Genomic DNA, 23,940 nt, shown 5'->3' with positions numbered 1-23,940 from the left:
CTCTAACAGTCTTGTTTTCGGGGGAGCTTACATTTTTAGTTGCTGCCCCTTTTCGGTTACGGATATATTTACGACACGTTCGTCCGCATGGCTCCGTTTTCTGAAAATCAGTTCCTTTTGCTGCATTCTTTTCAGCAGCGGGGTCAGAGTACCGCTGTCCAGTTTCAGTTTTTCTCCCAATTGGGTAACGGTCTGTTCATTTTCTTCCAACAATACCAACATCACCAAATATTGAGGATAGGTCAAATCCAGCTTTTCCAGATAGGGCCTGTAGTGGTTTACGATTTCTTTGGCCAATGCATAGACCGGAAAACATCCCTGATTTGTTAATTTTAGCTGGTCTGTCATTTCAATTTTTATTTCCGGCACAATATTGTAAAAACTCCTCCCGATGAAATTTCTATTTCATCGGGAGAAAGTACTAAATGGTAAGGGATATTTTTACTTCAAAAAGTCTTTGTCCTTATAAGCCGGATCAGGATATGTATAAAATCCTTCGCCGGTTGCAATCCCCAGTTTACCCTTGTCGATGAAATTTTCTTTCAGGTATTCCACCACTTTTTGCTTAACGGGGTCTTTTGTAGCTTCAGCTGCCATTTTGTTGATGTTGTAAGCAGTAGTAACCCCAACTACATCCAATATCCCAAACGGACCCACCGGTGCTCCGGTAGCCACCATCCAGGTTTTGTCTATGGTTTCCACGTCCGCGATACCATTTACCAACAATCCCAGACCAGCTCCTAATAAAGGTACCAATAGGGAATTGACAATATACCCCGGCTGCTCTTTATGAATAGCCAACGGTACCATCCCAATCTCTTTTGCGAATACGAGAAGGCTTTCAAAAACCTCATCCGAAGTGCCCGGGTGCCTCATCACTTCTCCGGTATTGTGTTTCCAGATTTCATTCGCAAAATGCAGGGCAACAAATTTTTCCGGTCTTCCAGTAAACTCGGCAAATTGGCTTGGCAAGAGTGTAGACGAGTTGGTCGCAAAGACCGTTTTTTCAGGTGCTACCTTGGCTAGTTTCTGGTAGAAGTCAATTTTAATCTGCGGATTTTCCGGTACTGCTTCTATCAACAGGTCGGCATCCTTTACTGCTTCCGCCAAATCCGAGTGGTAAGACAACCGGCTTTTGGTAGCATCTAATTGTTCCTGCGTAGCTCCTAAATCTTTTTTAAAGGCTTCGCTCAGGATTTGGAACTTAGTTTTTGCTTTTTCCAAAACTTCATCATTAATGTCGTACACGGTTACATTGAATCCGTGAAATGCGGTTTGAAAAGCAATCTGATATCCTAATACGCCACTTCCGGCGACTGTTACATTTTTAAAATTCATAATCTTTTTGTTTTTATGATCTGTACGAAGTATGAATGGCTTTAGCCAATACATCAGGTCGTTTCCAGTATTCGGTTACAGGTGCTACTTTTTTGTCCAATCCAAGCAACGTATATACTGCCCACCTTGCCGCGCGAACGGAATACTCTTCGGTAAACACCATATCTTCCGGTATTTCCACGAACTGGCTGATCAGGGCGAGATTGGTAGAACCTTCAGGTACCACGGCAGGGCGATCGGCCTTGGCTCTCGGCTGGAAAAGGGCATCGATATAAGGCATCATACAAGGGATAACGTTGATGACGCTTTCCTTGATGTCGGCTTCGTGCTGCTCAAAATGCAGGTGGTGAATTAATTCAGTGAGCAATTCTTCGCCTGTACAGTCTATCATCGGTTTTTTGACAAAATCGCCGATAGCATCAGGGTATAATCCATAACCCCAAAGTATGGTGGTATCATCACCTTGTGCCTTGAAATGCGGTTGTGCCGCCACAACGATGGACATCCGCCACGAAGAGTCCTTGAAAGTCATCAGGGCTCCGCTTCCTGGTTTATTTCCGGAATATTCCTCAATGAGCTTCAGCATCTTGTTGCCCTTGAAGGTCGGCGTGAAAGAATACCATTTGGTTTCGTCCGGTTTGGTAAAGAAAGGATCGGGATTGCCCAATCTTCCCGGTTTCTTATCTGCTATTTTGCGCCATAGGGCAAAACTTGGCGGATTGCCGGGTAAATATCTGGCAGGCGTTTTATAATCGCCATTGTTGGAATTATCGGTGATACATCCATTCGTAAAGAAGACCAAATCATCTTCGTTTACGGCAATTATTTCCGTATTTCCTTCAGCATTGACACATTCTACTTCAGAAACGGTGATGTTATCGTTGTCCTTAAAATGAAGGTCTGTAACCGTTTTACGAAGTGAAAAGTCCACATTGTATTTGTCCAGGTATTTTTTGATGGGTAAAATGACCGATTCATATTGGTTATAGGGCGTTCTAGTCACGCCTTCCAATGTATTTATACGGGAAAATTCCAACAGCATCCTTTTCATATAGCGTTGAAATTCGAAGATGCTGCTCCATTCCTGCCAGGCGAAGGTGGTCTGCCACATATACCAGAAATTGGTGGTGAAGAAATGGTCATCGAACCAATCGCGGATCGTTACATTATCCAGTTCATCTTCATCGGTAAAAAACAGCTTTACCATTTTCATACGATCCTTGGTATCGAACTGCATATCGGTAACGGGCAATCTATTACCGTCCTTATCAATCAGACGGGCTTGGGCATTCGTAGGATTGGCGTGGTCGAAAGCCAATATTTCATCCTTAACAGAAATATTAGGAACTTCCAGAGAGGGAATGCGGCTGGAAAGATCCCAGAAATTCTCGTAAGTTTCTTCGTTTAGCATCCTTCCGCCACGGCAGATGAAGCCTTTTTCCTTGCTGCCTGCCCCGTCGTTGCTTCCGCCCAAAATGGGCAAGGCTTCTATAATGTGGATGTTTTCTCCTTTGAATCCACCGTCTTCCAATAGATAAACGGCTCCTGCCAGGCTGGCCAATCCGCCTCCGACGAAATAGGCGTGTTTTTCTGAATTGTTTGTGCTCATATTTTTAATAAATTTTAGATCAACAACAAGTATTTCCTAGTTGTATTTTATAATTATATAAAAATTGAAAACCGGCAGCCGGTTGAAAAATTATTGTACTCGGTTGCCGGAATTGGTTGGTTACAAAAGCTTTGCTTCACGCAATATTTCTTCAGCGTATGTTCCTTCAATTTTTTTAAGCCCATATTTTTCTACAATGGATAAAAGCCAGGGAAGATCCAGTTCTTTGAGGTTCTTTTTATCATTCAGAAAATAAATGGATTCTAATAGAACCCTGATGTCGAAAGAGGAAGCAAAAACTTCAGGAACGCCCCGGTCTACATCTAACAACGTATAAACCGCTTCCATTGCTGTACGTACGGAATATTCTGTCGTAAATACCGTATCTTTTTCAGTCTCAGCAAAATTGCCGATAAACGCGAGGTTGACCGAACCTTCCGGAACGACCAAAGGACGGTCGCCCAATGCACGAGGCATAAAATAAGAAGTAATATAGGGCATACGACAAGGGATGGTATTAGCCGAATTTTGGGCAATAGCTGCGATTTCACTTTCGGGAACACCGATATGATATAATAACTCCTCGCACAATTCGGCTCCGGAACATTCGGTTATTTTTTTCTTGACATAATCACCGGGCTTATCGGAGAACAATCCATACACCCAAACAATCACCTCATTGTCTTTCTGTTTTTTAAAGTGGGGCTGGCGGCTGATGGAAAAACCATATAACCAGCTGGAATCTTTGATGGTTACAGGCCCGCTGGTTACAATACTGCCACTCTTCGGGTCTTTTTTCGTGATTTTTTCAATATAAGGCAATACTTTATCGTCCGTCAACGTAATGGTTCCGGAAATGACCCAGTTGGCTTCTGGAATATTTTCGCAGAATTTCTCTGGTTTTCCGAAACTGGCATCTTGTCGTGCCAGCTTTTTCCAAAGCTTCCAGCTGCCACCGATATCTGACGTTACGGGAGCCGGCGTATTGTTATCGCCATAAGTGGTGCTTTCCGTGATGGAGCCATTCGTTACAAATACCAAATCATTTTCTGTTAATTGGATTTGCTTTTCTTGACCGTCCTGAATCAATTCTATACGCTGTGCTACTTTCTTATGGTCTTTTGTATCAACTATAATATTTTGAACCTGGGTATTGTATTGAAAATCAACCCCCTGTTCTTTAAGATAATTGACAAGCGGTAGAATCAACGACTCGTACTGGTTGTACTTGGTAAAACGAAGCGAAGACATATCGGCAATTTTGCCTACGTGAGGTATGAAACGCAACACATAGCGGCGCATCTCCAATGCACTGGCCCAGGGTTCGAAAGCGAACATCGTTGCCCAGTATAACCAAAAGTTGGAATTGAAGAAATCTTCGGTGAATACCTGGTCTATCCGCAAATCCTGCAATTTTTCTTCGGGAATCAAAACCAGTTTTATTAATTCCTGTATGGCTTTTGGTGTCAAGGTAAGCAGTCCATCGGTAGAGAGACGTTCTCCTTTATCGACGATCACCCTTGTATGAGAGAAGGAAGGGTCTTCTTTGTTCAGCCAGTAAAATTCGTCCAGTACAGATGCTCCTTCGGTATCAAGGGAAGGGATACTGCGGAAAAGATCCCACAAGGTTTCGAAATGGACTTCCATCTCACGGCCGCCGCGAATGATATATCCCTTTTGTTCATCCAGGATACCGTCCATACTGCCGCCTGGAAGTGCCAGTTCTTCTAAAATATGAATCTTACTGCCGTTCATCTGCCCGTCGCGGATCATAAAAGCCGCAGCAGAAAGAGATGCCAATCCTGAACCAATCAGATACGCTGATTTTTGGTCTACATTTGCGGGTTTTTTGGGATTTGCAAATGCTTCATAATTTCCATTGCTGTAATACATAATTTCCTTTTTAAGAATGTTTTTGTTATGCTAATAGAAAACGTTTTGAAATCTATTCTTGCATACTTGCTCTTTAATAAAGTGACGTATATATTCAAATATATTCAAATTCTTTTTCAACCCGAAATTCAGTTATGTCGTTCTGAAATTCGGGTTAGGAGATATTCTGCTGCCTACGATATTCGGTAGGAGAAATGGAAGCATATTTTTTGAAAAACCTACCGAAAGCTGAAACGGAACTGAATTGAAGCAGATCTGCAATCTGGGAAATATTGAATCCAGGATTGCCAAGCATAACATACGCTTCTTTCAGCAGCGCTTCATCGATGATTTGATGAGGTGTTTTGCCGGTGGCTTTCTTTACCACTTCTATCAGGTATTTGTCAGATATGCACAGCTGTTTTGCATAAAAACCGACATCTTTATAAAGCAGGATATTTTCCTTTACCAATTCATCAAACTTCAAAAACAATTCCTTTTTCTTCTTTTTATTCTCTTTCGAATCGCCTCCTTCTAAACTAACTATCTCCGCAATTTCCAGCAAAAGATTAAAGATAATCGTGCGAATTATCTCTTCTGTAAATTTACCTTTTACGGAAGTTTTTATTTGCAGATAGTCCAAAAACGCATACAATGGAACCGCTTGTTGTATGTCGGCTTCCAGAATATTGTACGAGCCGTACCGAAACAGATTCATCTTGTCAATAATGAAGGGGTTGGCAATATTTTTAAGCAGAAAGTCTTTTGAAAAAAATAGCAGCTTCATCCTGAAATCCTTGCTTACTTTTTTAAATTTTATGATAGTAGAAGGTGCGGAAATGAGGAAGCCATTCTGATTGATATTATATGTATTGTTATCTATTTCAAGTTCAATATTACCGGCAAGACAGATACAAAATGCATAAAAATCTATTCGGAATGATTTCTTTGGGAATTTAAGAATTGAATTACCTGAGGAAATATAATAAGGCTCGTTGCAATTAACCCCATAAAATGCAAGGGTTTCCTTTAAATTTTCGTATGATTTCATATATATCCTTTAAATAACTTCATCGGGGATTTTACCTTGTTAAACATCGGAGCTTTCACTATTCCGAAAGAAGATTTAAGCAAAGATTCCAGGTTCATTGCAAGCCCCAAATATATCAAAATATTTTCTCGTTTTTGTTTATAGACGGTATCCCAAGGCTTAATGATATTTAGATATTCCATTTTGAGAGCATCATTCCCGAACAGACACTTCGACTAAGTTTAGGGTCGAACTGCCCTTTTACTTCATCACGATATGCTGAAACTTTGCACTATAAATTATTGCAGTTTCACTTTAATAAATTACAATGGACAAGAAAGCATACAATTACCAACTTACAATAAAGGGGTTGACAGATCTGCAGGGTCAGACGTTTGAAAACGAGCCCTTGATTTTAGAGTTTCAAAATCACGATGATCTGTTTAAAATACTCGAAATAGCTAAAAGCAGCGCCATTTTTGAAAACCCGAATGACAACACCGAATTTTTCATCGGACTGAAATTATTCAGTGAAGTTTTGCTCAGAAACCGGAAAACACCTAATCCTGTATTAAAAGATTTAACGGAAACGGTAGGCGCATTTATGATGAAGCTGAAAAAAGGAAAATAGCATAAGTCTAATAACCATCATTTATTTCTGCTTTAATCCAACAACAGTCATTTTAACTAAGATTACAGTTGTTTCGCCCTTTTAGCATTTCGTAACAAGCTGAAAATTTGTATTTTATAATCTAAAGATATTCAAAATGGAAAAAACATTTATCGATCCGATGTTTGCTGGATTTTACCAGATAGGTTTTGTGACCTCAGACATGGACAGGTCTATCTCATTTTTCGAGAAGACTATGGGCGTTCCTAAATTTTTGAAACTGGAAAAGCCTGAAATAAGAAACCAGACTTTGTATGGTGAACCCTTAGATATAGATGTAAATCTTGCATTTGGTCAAATGGGAAATACAAACATAGAAATCATCGAACCGATTCGCGGACACAGTACCTATGATGAGTTCCTTAAAAAGTATGAATGGATGGGCATTCATCATATGGCGGTAAAAGTGTTCGATTACGATGCTACTATGAAAAGACTCACAGATCAGGGACTAAAAATAGCACAGGCGGGTGAGGTTGGCGACAGTACCAAATTCACCTATTTAGATACTGTAAAAGAGTACGGCCATTACCTGGAGGTACTGTATTTCGACCTTGGGTATGAAAAGATATTTGACCAAATAAAAAGGGGGGATTTCTAATGGATATACTTTCAATATTTAGTACGACGGACGACCCGGCAATAACACTACTGAGAGTTGTCCTTGGGGTTATTATGTTTCCCCACGGTGCCCAAAAAGTTTTGGGCTGGTTTGGTGGTGGTGGTATTAAAGGGACAATCCATCATATGAGGGCTGTAGAGGTCCCGACATTATATCGTGGTTAACCATTATCGGACAATTCTTCGGTAGCCTTGCCCCTTCCTTATGAACAACATTAAGGGAAGCCCAATTGAAGAAACTTCATGAATTACTGGAATAGAAATCTGTCGTATCAATCAGGTTGTAATATTCGATGAAAGTACCTTTTTCAGCCCACCTCCCAAAATTAGCTTTCGTAGTATTTTAGCTGTCAGTTACAACTCAAGTGAGGTCAAACTTAAAAGCTGATTCTCAAGTTCTGAAAAACAGTTTTTCAGAAAAATTGACAAAAGAAACCTCTAAAAGTTTGCCGTTCAAATCACTTAATAAGGGTTGGTGTTCGGATAAAACAGAATGATAATAGTCATATTTTTCCACTATTTATCCGGAGCAAAAAAGGAAAACCTTAAAATCATTAAATGAACTGAATAAATTCAGACGAACAAGAGGAATGACCGTTGAACAGATAGCCTTAGGGCGGTTGTTTAAAAACCACAGTATCTTGTTCCTATTCCAGAAAGAACCTTTCATATTTGGAAGGAAACTACGGATATAGGATTTACCTTATCCCAAGGGGAGTGGAGCGAACTTGAATTGGAAGGAGGTAATTAATATTCTACTATTTGGCAACAGTTATCTGCATCAGACCAAAAACGGGGGAAAGAAAATATCTTTTTTATTAGGGCTATATATGGCATTAGCGTATAGTTATTGACAAAAAAATAACAGCTAGCATTTCCAATTAGATGGAGAATTTCAAAGTGAAATTTTTATAACAAAACTTAAATAGATTAAGGTCCCCTGGAGAAGGGGACCATTAATCAACCAATTATAAACCTATGTTTGTTATGAGAGGGCAATTTTAGTAAAAAATAACGTTATTAATGTATTTCACGTAAAAGTACTCATTTTTTTAATTGATACTGTACTTTTTGATAAATAAATTGTGTTATGTTGCGATTAATGTTGTGATGATTTGGATTTTTATTGATTTTTATCAAGAAATTATTAAAAAATCATATATTATTTTGATTAATGAGTTGTTTTGTGAAAACAAAACGCACGTTTATGTCTATAAAATCCTGTTAGTTGTATTTTTAATGTATAGAATACATTGTTCTGATTGAATTTATAAATTTTATTGGTTAAAAAAGGCTTTAATTTGACTCTTTTTTATTTTGAACATGCTGTAGAATGTTTTTTTTGTTTTAAAGAAAGTTTTTTTTATTGATTTTATTGCTGGATGCGAGATGTCTGTTTAATAGAAGATTAATTTTTTAGTAAGACTAACGAGTTGCGATAAATACATGGAAACAATTTCGTTTAACATGGATCTTGAACATTATATTGACCAGCAGCTTTACAAATGCATCGGGAAAAAGGGAACTATTCAATTCAATACAAAATTGAATAATTCGATGTCAAAAGGGATAGTTTACGGAGGCCCCGATCATTCTATGGTGCTATTACATTTAACCTGCCATTCGTTAACGTCCTGTCTCACCCTAAAGGTCCTCAATCTGTCCTACAAACGATAAAGGATAATCCTACCTAAGTTAATGGGCGGGAACAAACTTTTGAACAAGAGCATTCCCGTATGAATCATTATGGGAGCAGGTATAAATGAAGAACAGTATATAACCGACAATCCAGGATTTTAAGTATGGGACAATCTCCGATGTAGACAATAATAAAAATAAAATGGTCTGATCATGAGAATTTATTATTCTTCAAGAACATCAGTAATAACCATTACTGCTGTAGCATAAAAACTACAGAATGAATTTCACTTTTCCCACAACACTTAAAAGCAGGCTGAAATCAATTAAATTTGCGTGGTTTTATTAAAAACCGACTCAAATAGTCAAATACTAAGTTTTTAAAAATGTCAAAATATAGCAAAATTGGTAAATCTAAAATTTATATTTCCCCAAAGATTACAATTTGTGAAGTGGAGTTAGAAGAGTCTATTGCAGCCGGTTCTGCTAAGGTTATCCCTATGGGAAACAATGGAGATTACCAAGTGGATGAAAAATGGACTGAAGATAATTTTACCCAGGACGTAAGTTGGTAAATTAAATATACAATAAAAATTAAAATGAACGAGTTTATATCAAAGCAAAAAGTTTTTGCGTCAATTTTGAGCTTCAGCCTTTTTTTTCTTTTTTCATGTTCTGAAAAACAGGATTTTTCTGTTAATGGAAAGGCGAGCCTCAGCGTTAACTTAATTGGAGAATCGATCAAAAATAGTAAAGCAACCTCTCCTGGAAATAATAACCAAAAAATTATTAAAGCTTCTCACAATGGCAGACAAAAAGTGGCGGATGAAAAGGGCTATCAAATAAAGTTTGATAAAGATCATGTGATGGAAGTAATATTAAATCCAGTTGAAGAAATAAATTTTGTCAATGAATTTCAGGGAGAGAGCAATAAAGAATTGAGGGCATCTAATAACTCAACTTCTATACAGCAGCCTCTGGGAAGCAATATAAAATACCATGTTGCAATTTATAAAGGTGATAATCTAGTGCAACAAAAAACATTCTCTCAAAACGGAACTAATACCCCATTTACCGGTCTTGATGCTGGCTCAGGTTACAGTATAGTTGCTTATTCATTTGGTAATACTTCAATAACTCAGATAAATGCATCTCAAAAACTTAGCGAAGCTTCTATACCACTTGAGTCAGATACGAAGTTTTTGTACTTTTTCAAAGGCAACATCACCTTTTCTGGAGAAACAGAGAATAGAGTTGACGTAATACTGGACAATAAAATAGCTGAGATTAAAACTCTTAAATTGAATATAAATTCAGAAAAAATTTCTGGGAACTTCAATGCTATTAGGAATGTGTATTTGGACTCGTATGGTGAGGGCAATGCTAAAATAGCTGATGGAAGTCTAAGCTTTTCGTCAAATTTGATTCAGAAAGGATTTGATTTTCCAGCAACTGTCAATTCTAGGGAAATTATTTCAACCAATTCACTTCCTGTTAAAGTAGCAATTCCATCTGGAACGACAGGTGCTGTTCTAAAGATCGGATCTCTATCTATTGGAGGTGTGACAAAAAACAATTTGGAAGTACCGGTGAATATTACTCCAGGAACCCGATATGAGATTACATTGAACATAAAGGAGTTTTCTAGCGATGGAATACAAATAGGAGACCTTATTTGGGCTCCTGGGAATTTAGTGTCGTTATATAATGGAACCTCCTGGGCATATTCATTTCTTTCAGATCAAGATCAATATTCAAAGGACGAAAAGTCAGGAGATTATTGGATGGCGGGAAAAGTTATTCCCGGAAGAAGCTTTACTAATATGAACTCTCCGATTTCTAGATATAATGATTACCCCTCTGGTGATCCTTGCTCAAAAGTTTCCCCAGAGTGGAGGACTCCTACCAAGGGTGATTTTCAAAAACTATTTTCAGGGGCAAAGTTTAACGGTAATCCTGGTATCCCTGGAACCTATGGAGCGTCATCTACTAAAGGTAGGTACTATGGACCATCCAGTCTTGTGGTAATTCCTTCCGATATTTCTGAACAGAAAAAATATTTATTTCTTCCGTATACTGGAACTTTTAGGAATGGAAATATCAGCCGAGACATGGTGGATGGTGCTAATTATTGGTCAATCACAGCTGACTCAAACGAAAACTACAATTCACTTCATGTTAGGCAGGGATATTCCAGTTTAGGAGGATGGTGGAAACTTGAACTTAATCCTATTCGTTGTGTAAAAGATGCAATATAATCAGACCTAAGTCTCAACTTAAAGTCATTGATTTATGTAGTAGTTTTTTTAACCTCAAAAATGTTTATTATATACTGGTAATGAATATTATTAATCGGGAATTCTGGCATTTAGAGTTAAATTTTAATATACAATCACATTTAATAGGCATTATAAAATAACAACTGTTTCCATTTCTGTAAAATGGTTTAGTTCCTGTTAGCTAGGCTTCATGGCTTCTTTCAGGCGGGACGTTTGGTCGACCGGTTTAGCGCTGAGGCAATTGCACGGCTCGATCCAGACATTGTTTGTCGGTGAACTGATTAGGAAATGCTCGAATTTTTAAGGGCCAAGATCGTAAATGTCCGATAAGTAAACGGGCTTCCTTCGGCAATTAGTTCGCATGCCGAAACAGGTAGATCACGAGAATAGTACTCCAAATCGCGGAACTTTTCAATGACCTTTTGATATTCATTAACAAGTTTGTAGCCTCCAATAACACCCTCTCCTGAGAAACTGTAGCATAATGGTTTTGCCCTCCTCCTTTGCTGACCAGAGTATCGTTATTAAAGAATTATTTCTTCTCCAGCGCATTTTTCTTTTCATTTTTTTGGCAGTATCCCAAGTGAGTAAAGACGGATGGCTGGTATTGATGTATATTTCATTCATTGGGTTCAATAGATTTAGGCTGTATTTCGATAAGTTGTACATTGTAAAAGAAGCCATAAACATGGTCATCGGCCGTCAGATTGCATAATTGTCTTTGAGAATTAGAAATGATATTTATAGACGTTCTATACTAGAGCTTCAAAAAGAAAAAAAGAGTAAGAAAAAATTTTGAGGTTCAAACTTAATATTTGAGTATTATCCATAACTGACTTAGGGGTTTTTGAAAATTTCCAATTCTCTTTTTATTAGATGTGGCCATTCTTTTAAAGAATCCTTTATAAACTGTTCTCCTTGTTTTTCTCCTAGGAGCTCACACATTTTATTTGCCTGTACCTGAAGGTGGTTGAGGAATGATTTGTTGGGTTCCCTAATTCGAGATTTTATTGAAATACCCTTTTGATTTTGTTTTGGTTCTTTCTTTTTCATATATGACACAATGATACCTATAAATTGTTTATCATATATGAAAAAGATTCCATAGAAACCCTAATGAAAAAGCAAAAACATTATTGGATTAAGGCATTGAATAGTCTAACCGAGAAGATGTCTTTTTGTTTGGCTTATACGCATTTCCAAACTCAGAACTTTAAGTCTTTTCGAAAAGAAAAGGTAGTCCAGCGATGTGTATCTACTACTTTGATAAGCATAATATCAGCTAAATCAGCAGGTGAAGTAACGAAATTAATCCCACCACGAAATATACTCTTTTAAAGAAACCAATAAATGGAGGACTCTTGATCGGAATTTTCTGAAATCAAGCAATTTAAACCCCTTGTAGATACTTTGTATCTATCTGTTAAATAAGCTGTAGACGGTTTGTTAAGTGAATTAGATTGTCAGTTCTAAAGAAATTGAGGAATTTTGTTCAAGATAAAATATACCAACGAAACCGAAATGTGGCTGAACCACGGTGCCATATAATATGACGGCGATATTGCCGATTTTATGTGCATATCCTGGTTTTTTTAAAATAACATAAATGGCAACAACAACTCACAATCGTACTCATCATTGGAATTTCACTTTTGGTATAGGGCGTGATGAATTTCATTAATTCGAAAAAATTAAAATCCGATGGGAATTAATGAGAGTCTATTGTTAAATAAATCATTCTATCATGAAGTGATAAAGAAAGTATTATGTACAAACTTTTAGTGGGGTGCAATATTAATGGCAACACAAAAGCCTTTTCTCCCACAGAAAGAACCAATCCACCGGTGTACAGTATCTGCGATAGATTACAGCCATTGTATTATCCGAGATACACCAACGATGTGCTTATACTTTTCCATTGGGGAGTTTGCTTATGCAGGAATATTTTATTGAAGATTGGTTTGCCGATGAAGTTGAATGGGAGAGGTTATTTTATGTTTTAACCTGGATAATTAAAAAAGGAAAATTATGTTAAAACCTAATTCGCTTTACATCAAAGTGAAAGTAAAACTGAAAGAATTACAAAAATTCTTCTCCGCAATACCGGCAAGAACATTCGTAGATAAAGAATGGTATAATGGTCAACATTGGTGGTCGCTGAAAGATGGCTTAAAAGCGCCTCAGGAATGAAATCCAGAACCTGACTAAGGGAAACTTTGTGGTCTTTGAATACTGACATAAATGTTTGATTATCAGTATATATACATAATTTAAACGATAAAAAAAACTAATTATTTGATTATCAAATAATTATAAAAATATTTTTACACATGTAAAAAACAAAAAAGCCGGAAGAAAATCTTCCGACCATGACTAGCATTTAACGCCGTCTTTTTTAAAATAAGCAAACATAATTCGGTTTTATAAAAGCTGAATAAAATTTCTCACTCATTTTTATCATATTTGCTATGAGCTAACGGAAACACGTTGAAAAGCAAAGCAATAAGCACCGTTACCAAATCGCTACCTGACTTTTTTGATTATCTTTATAAAAGTTTAGTATTCAACCGATACAGCTTTTTCCTGAAAACTTTAAAATAAAAATCTAAATCTTTCTTGTAGGGATTAGTATGCTAAGAAGTTTAGATTATGAGTGCCAGACGAAGTATGGGGGGAGGAGAATTGCAACTGTGGTAAGATATAAAACCGTCACAAATACGTCACAGCCCTTATTTTTGAATATTGGAAAAATGTTCATATATTGCTCTAGCAAGCAGGAAATGAACAATTTTAACCTTGTTGTCGATCGTAGACCTTTAGACTCTTAATCTGTGGGTCCTGAGTTCGAGCCTCAGCGGGGTCACTTTCAAAAAAGCCGTTTTTACTTTGCGTAAAACGGCTTTTTTGCTTTTCTTAGGGCGGTTTGGAACTTCCTCTTTTCCCGTTTTGTAAACCCTTAAAACGGTGTGTTTTCATAGTTTATTGTTGAACTTCACGGAAAACCGTCACAAATACGGCACAAAGGTTTGCTTGGTGCTGAAATGATTATGGCAAACGTAAGCACCAAAGTGAAAGGAAAAGGAATTTAAAATTAAGGATCTCATGCTTTCCATGCTCGCGTTTCAACCAGCTTTTTCTTTTCCTTTCCAATATCAACAATGCAAGCCTGGATAAGCTTATGCGTAATAAAAAAAGCCCAATCCAGTAAAAGATTTGGCCAAATAGTTTATCGATTCAGTTTATTGTAATATTAACGTATAAAAATCTCGTCAAATTTTACACATTCGACACCGATCTTCCCTTTATTCAATATAACTCTTGATGCGTAAATAGTAAGTGGGGATATCATTGTAGAATATTTAGACTCGTACTTACGTATGCTATTGATATCCCATGTTTGTACTAACTTTAATGTCTCAACATCAAAAAAAGAGATTTCCCTAAAAGTTAACTCATCCTTAAAGTACTCATATGAAATAGCCTTTCTGCTACTCCAAATCCTACCGTAGGAAATACCAGTTTCTATGGCGTATGTTTCAAGAAAAAAAATGGTATCGCATGAGCCGATAAAATTCAAGCTATCCTTAGCAATAACCTTGTTACGAATATTCTCATAAAAAGATATGCCATTTTTTTTCTCTATTATTTTTTTTCTCAATTGTTTCTCTGTGATTTTTGAAGAGACCTTAGAGATAACACTGGTCTGTCCGAATGTTGTATAAAAATTAAAGAACACTACCAGTATTACAAAAAGAAACGTTTTAATCATATTCAATACTTTTTATTATGTGAAAGGTGAAATTTTTCTGCCCTATCTCTTATAATTAGAAACACGTTTGCTGTTAAAATAAAGCCTCTGATTTGTACTAGACTTTATGATTCTTCACGAAGGGTCTGCGTTTCCTGCCCCGTCCATTCAATAAAAAATACTAAGAGGCTAACAATTAGAACGTCCGACCTCTTGGTCATATAACCTAATTGCATAAGAATACTTTCCTTCTTGAATATAGGTACCACCAAACGCATGTGGTCCTCTTGTAACCCCTCTTGGAGTTTTTTCCATTGTAAAAATAGCGATTCTGATTATAAACGTAGCTCGAATTCGCATGTTGCTTGCTAAAGACATAGTAGCCCTATTCAGTACGATTTACGCCAAGTAATCATTGATTACCTTATTAGCACCTTTAATCAATTACTGAAAACATAAGAACATTCAGATTTCTTGAATTTGGGGTAAATTTGTAAATTGTTTATAGTAATCTATAAACACTCATCCAACACCCATGGCACTCTACAAGGCAAACTCTACAAATTCCCGCAATTTTAAGGTGACTCTTGAAAACCAAGAAATAGGCGAATTGCTAATCAAGAAATGGTATTCCTTTGATGCTGATTTAATTATGTCTGATGGCAAGAATTATCAGCTTATCACAAAAGGTTTTTGGGATTCGAAAGTTGAATTAATTGATGGATCTCAGACCTTATTGGACTTTAAGATGGGTTGGAAGGGAATCGTGATCAAGACCTATTTTGATAATCAAGAAAGGCAGTATCTGTTAAAGTTGCAAGGTTTTATTAATAGTAAGTTTATTCTAATAGACGAGTCTGATCAAGAATTATCGGTAGCGAGTACAGATTTCAAATGGCTAACCCTCAACTTTAACTATGATATAGAAACGTCTGCAAGCTTTGATCAATTAAGGAATAGAGATTTACTGCTAATGACCATGTTGCATTGCATGAATTATTATATATCCTATCTGAGTGCTGCTACATAATTTCAATGGGTCAGGATATTATCCTGTCATCCTGTTTCAAATGGATTGTCTATATTTAACCTAAGCCATTACAAAATCACCTAATACGAATCCATCTATGAACAAGCCTAGGTCTGTTTTACTTCTTGTCATTACGCTTCTTTTCCTTGCTAATCATTCATGGGCGCAAAAAGGACCAAAGGAATTGTCCTTAAAGGAGGCTTTTTCTGGGAAGTTTGAGATTGGGGCTGCATTAAACCTGAGGCAGATCTATGAGCGGGATGAAAAGGCTGCTGCCTTGATTAAAGCACAATTCAATTCCATTACGGCGGAGAACTGTATGAAGGCGATGTACCTTCAGCCTAAGGAAGGGGAATTTAATTTTAAGGATGCTGACCGATTTGTTGAACTGGGTGAGAAGTACCGTATGCAACTTATTGGGCACACCTTGATCTGGCATTCCCAAGCTCCAGATTGGTTCTTTATTGGCAAGGATGGCAAAGAGGTTTCTAGGGAAATATTGATCGAACGGATGCGCAAGCATATACAAACCGTAGTATCGAGGTACAAGGGCAGGATAAAGGGCTGGGATGTAGTCAATGAGGCCATACTGGATAATGGGGACTGGCGGCAAAGCAAGTTTTATCAGATCATTGGGGAAGATTTTATTAATTTGGCCTTTCAATTTGCACATGAGGCAGATCCGGATGCAGAACTGTATTACAATGATTTTTCCATGTCCCAAAAAGGGAAAAGGGAAGCTGTGGTTAGCATGGTCCGCAAACTCAAGGATAATGGGGTTCGAATGAATGGAATAGGTATGCAAGGGCATTTAAGCCTAGATTACCCCTCCCTTGCTGACTTTGAAGCGAGCATCTTGGCGTTTTCCAGTTTAGGGGTACAAGTAATGATTACGGAGCTTGATATCTCTGTGTTGCCGATGCCAGGTCCTTCACAAGGGGCGGAAGTCAGTACCAATTACCAATATGATCAAGTCCTAAACCCTTATGCGGAGGGATTGTCAGCAGCAGTGGAAAGTAAATTGGCCAATCGCTATAAGGATTTTTTTGCACTGTTTTTAAAGCATCGTGATAAAATTGACCGTGTTACTTTGTGGGGGGTAACGGATGCTGATTCCTGGAAAAATAATTGGCCAGTGAGAGGAAGGACAGACTATCCATTGCTGTTTGACCGAAACTATCAGGCAAAGCCTTTTGTAAGGGAATTAGTTGAGATGGCTAAGGATTAACCAACGGTATTTTAAAGCATCATAAACTTCAATCTATACTCCATGGGGGTCATTCCGATAAAAGTCTTGAATTGTTTATTGAAATTGGACAGGGTATTAAATCCTGAATCATAGCATATCTGGGCAACGCTCTTGGATTCGGCAACGGATAGGAGCTTGCAGGCATGCTTAATGCGCAGCTCGGTGATAAAATAGGAAAAGGTCTTGGAAGTCTTGGCTGTAAAATAACGGCAAAAGGAAGTGGGTTTCATATTGAGCAGAGCGGCTACTTCTTCCAAGGTTATTTTATTCCTGAAATGGTTCAGGGCATAATTATAGACGATATTGATGCGGTTTGTTTCCACATCTTTGGACTGATACTGGAATTCATCATAGTGCAAAAGCGCATAATCCTTCCCCTTAGCCAGTACATTCAAGATCTTGAAAAGATGAATGATGCTTTCCATGCCATGCAGGTTGAGGAGTTCATGCATCAATGCGATGATTTCCATGGCAGTGGCACCCTGAATCTCCATGCCATGTCTCACTTTTTCCAACAGGACCTTTAATTGATTAAACTCCTCTTTTTCAGTGAATTTCTCTAATTCTGAACCATTGATATAAATGACCAAGCCTTCGCTGCTTTTTTTGGATTGGGGATCAAAGTAAATATCATCACTTCGCCATAGGTGGGGGATATTGGGTCCAATAAAAGAAAGGTCCCCTTTTACAAAGGATTTCATGGTATTGCCGATAAACCTGGTTCCGGAACCCTCTACGACAAGGAAAAGTTGATACTCGGAATGGGCATGCCAAGTGGTATCAAAATGTTTGTCGGAAAGCTTTCGCACAAAGAATATGCGCGAGGAAGGTATCCTTGTTTTCTGGACGGCGGTTTTTTTGAAGTTGATATCCATGGATGGAATATAAATGGTCGTCCCCAGGTCTGATGGGGCTCATATCAAAAGTAAGGGTTTAAGGGGCAATTCGCAAGGTTTGCAGCGGGTAAATGTCTGATTGTTGTCCAATGTTCTGCTGTTTGTCTGTAAACTGTGGTAAAATACAGTCATCATTGGGTATTTAATAGGTATGTAAAATTCTTCATGAATCTTAATTTAGGGTTCTAGGATTAACCATTTTAAACCAACCTTGAATAATGTTATGGGCAAGCTCTATTTCATTTGATCAGGGACAATGCTAAAGTGTATGGCCTATAAACCTTTAAGAATCATCAATTTATTAAAATAATTATATGCAATTACCTGTAAAATTAGGCATTAGCACCTGGCTATGGACTTCTCCTTTCCGTACGGAGGATGCTGCTGGCCTGTTTGAGAAAATAGCAAGCTTGGGATACGAAGTTGTGGAGATAGCGGTGGAAGACCCTTTGTTGATCGATACCCAAAAGATTGCTAAGGAGCTTGAAAGGAATGGTTTGCAAGCACTGGTATGCGGTGCGTTTGGACCGACTAGGGATTTGACCAGTGATGATGAGTCCTTGCAAAAGACCGGTCTTCAGTATATCGAGGATTGCCTAAATATTTCCAATGAATTGGGAGCCAGTTTTTTCGCTGGTCCTATGTATTCTGCAGTGGGCAAAGCTCGGATGGTTCCGGATGCACAGCGCCAAATTGAATGGAACAGGGCGGTTGATAATTTAGGGAAGGTCTGTGAGATGGCGGCTTCCAGAGGTTTGGAATTAGGATTGGAACCTTTAAATCGCTTTGAGTCGGATCTGATCAATAATGTAGATGATGTTTTGCGATTGATCCATGACCTCAATCACCCTGCGGCCAAGATCTGTCTGGATATGTTCCATATGAACATCGAGGAACCGGATCCAGGATTGGCAATCCGAAAAGCTGGAGATAAGTTGATCCATGTGCAGGTATCGGAGAATTATCGTGGTACTCCGGGCACAGGAAATGCCAGTTGGGGCGCCTTCTATGAGGCACTTTTGGCAATCGGCTATAAGGGTGCCGTATCGATTGAAAGTTTTACACCAGAAAATAAAGAGTTGGCAGCGGCAGTTTGCATTTGGCGCAATCTAGCCGAGGATCAAGATGCATTTGCGCGTGATGGGCATGCGTTTTTGCAGAAATGGGCGGCCAATAAATTAGACTAACATAATCAATGAACGAAATGATGAAGAAAGAAAAAATTAATGTAGCTATTATCGGGTTAGGATTTGGAGCGGAGTTTATTCCTATTTACCAACAGCACCCTCATGCAAACCTATATGCTATCTGTCAACGTAATGAAGCGAGCCTGAACGAAATTGGAGATGCCTTTTCGATAGAAAAGCGCTATACCGATTATGATGAGCTGCTGAAAGATGAAAATATTGATGCCGTACATATCAACACACCTATTCCAAACCATGCGGAGCAATCGATCAAGGCATTGCGTGCCGGCAAGCACGTGGCCTGTACAGTTCCGATGGCTACTACAGTTGATGAATGTAGACAGATCGTGGAAGCGGTGGAGGAAACTGGTCTAACCTATATGATGATGGAAACCGTGCTGTATGCGCGTGAATTCCTATTTATGAAGGAACTATACGAGAAGGGTGAGCTGGGCAAGATCCAATTCCTTAAAGCGAGCCATCAGCAGGATATGGATGGTTGGCCGAACTATTGGCCGGGTCTGCCGCCGATGCATTATGCTACGCACTGTGTAGGGCCGGTTTTAGGCTTAACGCGTAATGAAGCGGAGTATGTGTCCTGCTTTGGCTCTGGTACCATCCGCGAGGATCTGGTTGGGCATTACAATTCTCCATTTGCCATTGAATCTGCACATATAAAATTCAGGAACTCTGACCTAAGTGCTCAAGTGTACCGGTCGCTATTTGATACGGCTAGGCAATACCGCGAGAGCTTTGAGGTATATGGATCCAAGCAGTCCGTGGAATGGCCATTGATTGAAGGCAAGCCATTGGTCTTGCATGTGGCCAAACGTCCGGAGCCTGAAATTCCTGAAGAAGTGGACTGTCCAGATTATGCTCATTTGCTACCGGAACCGATTCAGCATTTTACAAGGGCCGGAGTTTATGATGAAGGCGAAAACCAACACCTTTCTTTCCTGCAAGGAAGTGGGCATGGGGGTTCGCATCCGCATTTAGTACATGAATTTATCAGTGCATTGGTAGAGGGCAGACAGCCATTTCCGAATGCTAGGCAATCTGCAAATATAACCTGTGTGGGTATTTTGGCGCATGAGTCTGCCCTGAAAGGTGGAGAGATCATTCCTTTACCTGATTTTACTTGGGAAACCAATTAATGGTTTTGCTTCCTGAGGAACCTTTATCTCAATAATATTAAGATGAATAAGATTTTAAAATTTTGCGTTCTGTTCTGTGTTGTTCTGTCGGTACTGGGATGTGCCGATGATAACAAACCTAGAAGACTGGAACTGTTTTTTCTGGGGCATGATAGTAAACACCATGACTCGGAACTATTGGCCGACATCTTGTCAAAAGAGTATTTCGCTGATGGAATAAATATTACCTATTCCATCGATCCCGACGATTTGACGCGTCCAGATCTCAAGAAATACGATGGTTTGATCTTATATGCGAACCATGATACGATCAGTCCGGCGCAGGAGAAGGCCTTGTTGGATTATGTAGCCTCCGGTAAAGGCTATATTAATATCCACTCTGCATCCTACTGCTTTAGGAACTCGGATGATGTCGTTGCCTTGATCGGTGGCCAATTCAAGAGCCATGGAGGTGGTTCTTTTGGTGCTGAGATCATCAAGCCTGACCATCCGGTGATGAAAGGTCTTTCGCCATTTGTCACCGAATGGGATGAAACCTATGTGCATCATCTATTGGCTAAAGATATCGAAGTGTTGATGGAACGTGTGGATAGCACGCATAGAGAGCCTTATACCTGGGTAAAAGAGCATGGTAAGGGCCGGGTGTTCTATACGGCATTTGGCCATGATGAGCGAACTTTCCGTAACCCTGGATTTTTACAATTGATAAAGAACGGTATCCTTTGGGCTGTCGGTGATAAGGCTGTGGAGCGCATGAAGAAGTATGAGATTGCGAAGCCTCAATATGAGGAAGCGCGCATGCCTAATTATGAACGCAAAGATCCGGCACCGCGCTATCAGCACCCATTAACGCCGGAACAATCGCAGACCCTGATACAGGTGCCTGTAGGGTTTCGCCTGGAGCTGTTTGCCAGTGAACCGGACATTAAAAAGCCGATTGCAATGGACTGGGATGAACAGGGAAGGCTATGGGTGATAGAGACGGTCGACTATCCGAATACCGTAAGAAATGACAAAGGGGAAGGTGATGATCGAATCACCATCTGTGAGGATACGGATAATGATGGCAAGGCGGATAAGTTCACTGTATTTGCTGAAGGCCTTAATATCCCGACTTCTTTTGTGTTTTCTGATGGCGGGATTATCGTCGCTCAGGCCCCTCACTTTCTGTTCTTAAAAGATACCGATGGTGATGGCAAAGCAGATGTTCGCAAGGTATTGATTGATGGTTGGGGAACCTTTGATACGCATGCTGGTCCATCTAACCTGAAATATGGAATGGATAACAAAATCTGGGGAACCGTTGGTTATTCTGGATTTGAAGGTAATATTGCGGGCAAACCTTATAAATTTGGCTCGGGAGCATATCGTTTTAATCCAAAAGCTCAAGATTTTGAATTCCTTGGGACCACGACCAATAACACTTGGGGATTGGGATTCTCGGAGGATTTTGATGTATTCCTGTCCACGGCCAATAACGAGCACAGTAACTTTATGGCTATTCCTGCTCGCTACTATGAAAAAGCTAACCTGAATGAGCGGGGGATCGAGAAGATTGATGCTCACTACAAAATACATGAATTAACTAAAGAACTGCGCCAGGTGGATGTATTTGGCGGATTTACCGCTGCAGCTGGCCATAATCTCTATACGGCACGTGCCTTTCCTCAAGAATATTGGAATAGGGTAGCTTTTATTGCTGAACCGACCGGACGCCTGATCCATAAACATATCTTGGAACCTTCGGGATCTGGATTCAAGGAAAAGGACGATGGCTGGAACATGGTCGCTAGTTCTGATAACTGGTTTGGACCTGTGGAGGCCAAAGTAGGTCCTGATGGTGCGTTGTGGTTCTTGGACTGGTATAACTTTATCATCCAACATAATCCAACTCCTCAAGGCTTTGACAACGGACCTGGAAATGCCTATATAGACCCATTGAGGGATAGTTCTAAAGGTCGTATTTACCGGTTGGTGCATGAAGATGCGGCCAAGCAAAGGAAGTTTAAATTGGATGGCAAGAAAGGACGTGAATTAGTCGACGCATTGACGAGCGATAATATGTTCTGGCGTACGACCGCTCAACGTCTATTGGTCGAAGGCGCGGATAAGTCTGTTGCCAATGACCTTAACAAACTGATCAGTGATAAGTCGGTGGATGAGGTCAACATCAATGGGGGTGCCATTCACGCAATCTGGACTTTGCATGGTTTGGGTTTACTGTCTGATGGGGAGAACGCCAGCTTTGATGCGGTTCTTAAGGCTCTTAAGCACCCAGCCGCAGGGGTGAGAAGGGCAGCTATTCAGACCTTGCCTAAAAACGCGAAGGTGATCGATGAGTTGATTTCCGCAGGTGTCGTGCAGGATAAGGACTTGAGAGTTCGCTTAGCGGCCATATTGGCTTTATCTGAAGCGCCGCCAAGTCCAAAAGTTGCTAAGGTGATCTTTGATGCGGTACAGAACCCTGAAAATGAAAAAGACAAATGGTTATTCCATGCCTTGATGATTGCCGGTGGTATTCACCAGAAAGATTTTATGCATGAATATCATACGAAGTTTGGACACCCTGACTTTTCAAACGCCAATGGTTCCTTAGCAGAAAGGATCATTGCCGGAAATAACATGAACGTCCTTGCGCTGAATACGGCAAGGAACGGAGTGATTGGGCCAAGGCAAATTCCTGATCTGATGAATAGGGAGATCCATTTTGTGGGTACAGTAAGTCAGAAAGATAAGAAGCCCCTAAATGGAGCCTTGCTTTCCTATGGCAACAAGAAGGATGGATTTGCAGTTTCTTTCAAAGATGGTAGACTGGAATTTAGGGTCAACCAAAAAGGAAATAAAGCTGTCATTCAATCTGAGGTACTAACAAAACCTACATTTAAGCTGAGGACTTCCTTATTGTCTGATGGCAAGATGCTAGTGTTCATTGATGATGCGAAGGTAGCAGAAGGCAAGACATTAGGTCTATTCCCTGAAAAACAAGATGGTTTCCTATTGGTTGGGAAAGCCAGTGCATCCAAGGATGCTGAACAAGGGCCAAATGATAGCCCAGGAGATTTTGCTAAGGATTTTGACTTTAATGGAAACCTAGAGGATGGGCGATTGGTGGCTATGAACAAAACGGTAGTGGCTGAAGGCAGTACCGTAGAGGCGGATAAGGTCTTAAAAATTAAGGCTATCGTTGGGGAAATGAAGTATGATATCACTAATTTTTCTGCGAAGGCGGGATCAAATCTGAAGATCATTTTTGAAAACCCTGACCATATGCAGCATAATCTACTGATCCTGAAACCGGGTAGTCTGGACCGTGTTGGACAGGCCGCTGATAAGTTGGCCACTCAAAGCAATGCAGCCGAGCTTCAGTATATTCCAAATACACCTGATGTCTTATTCAGTACCTCCTTGATTGATCCGGAAGGTTCTTATGAATTGAACATTAAAGTGCCTTCGGAGCCGGGAGATTATCCATTTGCCTGTACTTTCCCAGGGCATTGGCGAATAATGAACGGGGTCATGAAAGTGACGAAATAATAGAAAAGGGGAATAAGCTTCAAGGTTTATTCCCCTTTTTTAATGTCTTTGGATTTAGGCTGACATAGTTCCTTGTTGTAGCTAA

At 39.4% G+C, this 23,940-nt stretch carries 18 protein-coding genes; 11 read left to right on the top strand and 7 right to left on the bottom strand.

What is annotated here, in order from left to right; translation table 11 throughout:
- Positions 1–27 precede the first annotated feature (27 nt).
- The 5 genes from NMK93_RS18910 to NMK93_RS18890 form a co-directional block, all read right to left on the bottom strand.
- A complete protein-coding gene (locus NMK93_RS18910) occupies positions 28–348 on the bottom strand; it encodes a MarR family winged helix-turn-helix transcriptional regulator (RefSeq protein ID WP_254526886.1) in 321 nt (106 codons plus the stop codon).
- 93 nt (positions 349–441) lie between these two features.
- Positions 442–1,338 (bottom strand): 3-hydroxyacyl-CoA dehydrogenase, encoded by an 897-nt coding sequence (locus tag NMK93_RS18905; RefSeq protein ID WP_089765576.1) that lies wholly within the window; start codon positions 1,336–1,338, stop codon positions 442–444.
- 13 nt (positions 1,339–1,351) lie between these two features.
- Positions 1,352–2,947 carry an oleate hydratase gene (locus NMK93_RS18900; RefSeq protein WP_089765578.1) on the bottom strand — a complete coding sequence of 532 codons (1,596 nt, stop codon included), beginning with the start codon at positions 2,945–2,947 and terminating at the stop codon, positions 1,352–1,354.
- Between the two features lie 120 nt (positions 2,948–3,067).
- Complete coding sequence (locus tag NMK93_RS18895; protein ID WP_254526887.1) at positions 3,068–4,840, bottom strand: oleate hydratase; 1,773 nt, start codon at positions 4,838–4,840, stop codon at positions 3,068–3,070.
- 154 nt (positions 4,841–4,994) lie between these two features.
- Positions 4,995–5,870 carry an AraC family transcriptional regulator gene (locus NMK93_RS18890; protein ID WP_254534172.1) on the bottom strand — a complete coding sequence of 292 codons (876 nt, stop codon included), beginning with the start codon at positions 5,868–5,870 and terminating at the stop codon, positions 4,995–4,997.
- Between the two features lie 307 nt (positions 5,871–6,177).
- Here NMK93_RS18890 and NMK93_RS18885 point away from each other — a divergent pair, with 307 nt between their 5' ends.
- The 5 genes from NMK93_RS18885 (at position 6,178) to NMK93_RS18870 (ending at position 11,036) form a co-directional block, all read left to right on the top strand.
- A complete protein-coding gene (locus tag NMK93_RS18885) occupies positions 6,178–6,480 on the top strand; it encodes a DUF3861 family protein (RefSeq protein WP_089765587.1) in 303 nt (100 codons plus the stop codon).
- Between the two features lie 136 nt (positions 6,481–6,616).
- On the top strand, positions 6,617–7,120 hold the full coding sequence (locus NMK93_RS18880; protein WP_254526889.1) for a VOC family protein: 504 nt from the start codon (positions 6,617–6,619) through the stop codon (positions 7,118–7,120).
- A complete protein-coding gene (locus tag NMK93_RS19835; RefSeq protein WP_368041465.1) occupies positions 7,120–7,305 on the top strand; it encodes a DoxX family membrane protein in 186 nt (61 codons plus the stop codon). Before NMK93_RS18880 ends, NMK93_RS19835 begins: the two co-directional genes overlap by 1 nt.
- A 1,859-nt stretch (positions 7,306–9,164) precedes the next feature.
- Entirely contained in the window at positions 9,165–9,353 is a 189-nt protein-coding gene (locus NMK93_RS18875; protein ID WP_254526890.1) for a hypothetical protein, read from the top strand.
- 24 nt (positions 9,354–9,377) lie between these two features.
- Positions 9,378–11,036 (top strand): hypothetical protein, encoded by a 1,659-nt coding sequence (locus tag NMK93_RS18870; protein ID WP_254526891.1) that lies wholly within the window; start codon positions 9,378–9,380, stop codon positions 11,034–11,036.
- An 858-nt stretch (positions 11,037–11,894) separates the two neighbouring features.
- Here the strand turns inward: NMK93_RS18870 and NMK93_RS18865 are convergent.
- Complete coding sequence (locus NMK93_RS18865; RefSeq protein ID WP_254526892.1) at positions 11,895–12,110, bottom strand: hypothetical protein; 216 nt, start codon at positions 12,108–12,110, stop codon at positions 11,895–11,897.
- A gap of 975 nt (positions 12,111–13,085) precedes the next feature.
- Between NMK93_RS18865 and NMK93_RS18860 the strand changes: the two genes are divergently transcribed.
- The 3 genes from NMK93_RS18860 to NMK93_RS18850 all read left to right on the top strand — a co-directional run bounded on the left by NMK93_RS18860 (position 13,086) and on the right by NMK93_RS18850 (position 17,063).
- On the top strand, positions 13,086–13,247 hold the full coding sequence (locus NMK93_RS18860) for a hypothetical protein (protein ID WP_254526893.1): 162 nt from the start codon (positions 13,086–13,088) through the stop codon (positions 13,245–13,247).
- A gap of 2,093 nt (positions 13,248–15,340) precedes the next feature.
- Positions 15,341–15,835: a hypothetical protein gene (locus tag NMK93_RS18855; protein WP_254526895.1), complete on the top strand. Its 495-nt coding sequence runs from the start codon at positions 15,341–15,343 to the stop codon at positions 15,833–15,835.
- Between the two features lie 97 nt (positions 15,836–15,932).
- On the top strand, positions 15,933–17,063 hold the full coding sequence (locus NMK93_RS18850; protein WP_254526896.1) for an endo-1,4-beta-xylanase: 1,131 nt from the start codon (positions 15,933–15,935) through the stop codon (positions 17,061–17,063).
- A gap of 11 nt (positions 17,064–17,074) precedes the next feature.
- Here NMK93_RS18850 and NMK93_RS18845 read toward each other — a convergent pair whose 3' ends face one another.
- A complete protein-coding gene (locus NMK93_RS18845) occupies positions 17,075–17,959 on the bottom strand; it encodes an AraC family transcriptional regulator (RefSeq protein ID WP_254526897.1) in 885 nt (294 codons plus the stop codon).
- A 335-nt stretch (positions 17,960–18,294) separates the two neighbouring features.
- Between NMK93_RS18845 and NMK93_RS18840 the strand changes: the two genes are divergently transcribed.
- Genes NMK93_RS18840 through NMK93_RS18830 form a run of 3 tightly spaced genes read left to right on the top strand, consistent with a single transcriptional unit; the run spans position 18,295 to position 23,855 of the window.
- Positions 18,295–19,167 carry a sugar phosphate isomerase/epimerase gene (locus NMK93_RS18840; protein WP_254526898.1) on the top strand — a complete coding sequence of 291 codons (873 nt, stop codon included), beginning with the start codon at positions 18,295–18,297 and terminating at the stop codon, positions 19,165–19,167.
- Between the two features lie 17 nt (positions 19,168–19,184).
- A complete protein-coding gene (locus NMK93_RS18835; RefSeq protein ID WP_254526899.1) occupies positions 19,185–20,321 on the top strand; it encodes a Gfo/Idh/MocA family oxidoreductase in 1,137 nt (378 codons plus the stop codon).
- Positions 20,322–20,363: 42 nt separating this feature from the next.
- On the top strand, positions 20,364–23,855 hold the full coding sequence (locus tag NMK93_RS18830; protein WP_254526900.1) for a PVC-type heme-binding CxxCH protein: 3,492 nt from the start codon (positions 20,364–20,366) through the stop codon (positions 23,853–23,855).
- The last annotated feature ends 85 nt before the right edge of the window (positions 23,856–23,940 follow it).

Source organism: Sphingobacterium sp. LZ7M1 (assembly GCF_024296865.1).
Classification (GTDB): domain Bacteria; phylum Bacteroidota; class Bacteroidia; order Sphingobacteriales; family Sphingobacteriaceae; genus Sphingobacterium.
The sequence above is the reverse complement of the archived record's forward strand: the minus strand, read 5'-3'. Positions and strand labels throughout refer to the sequence as shown.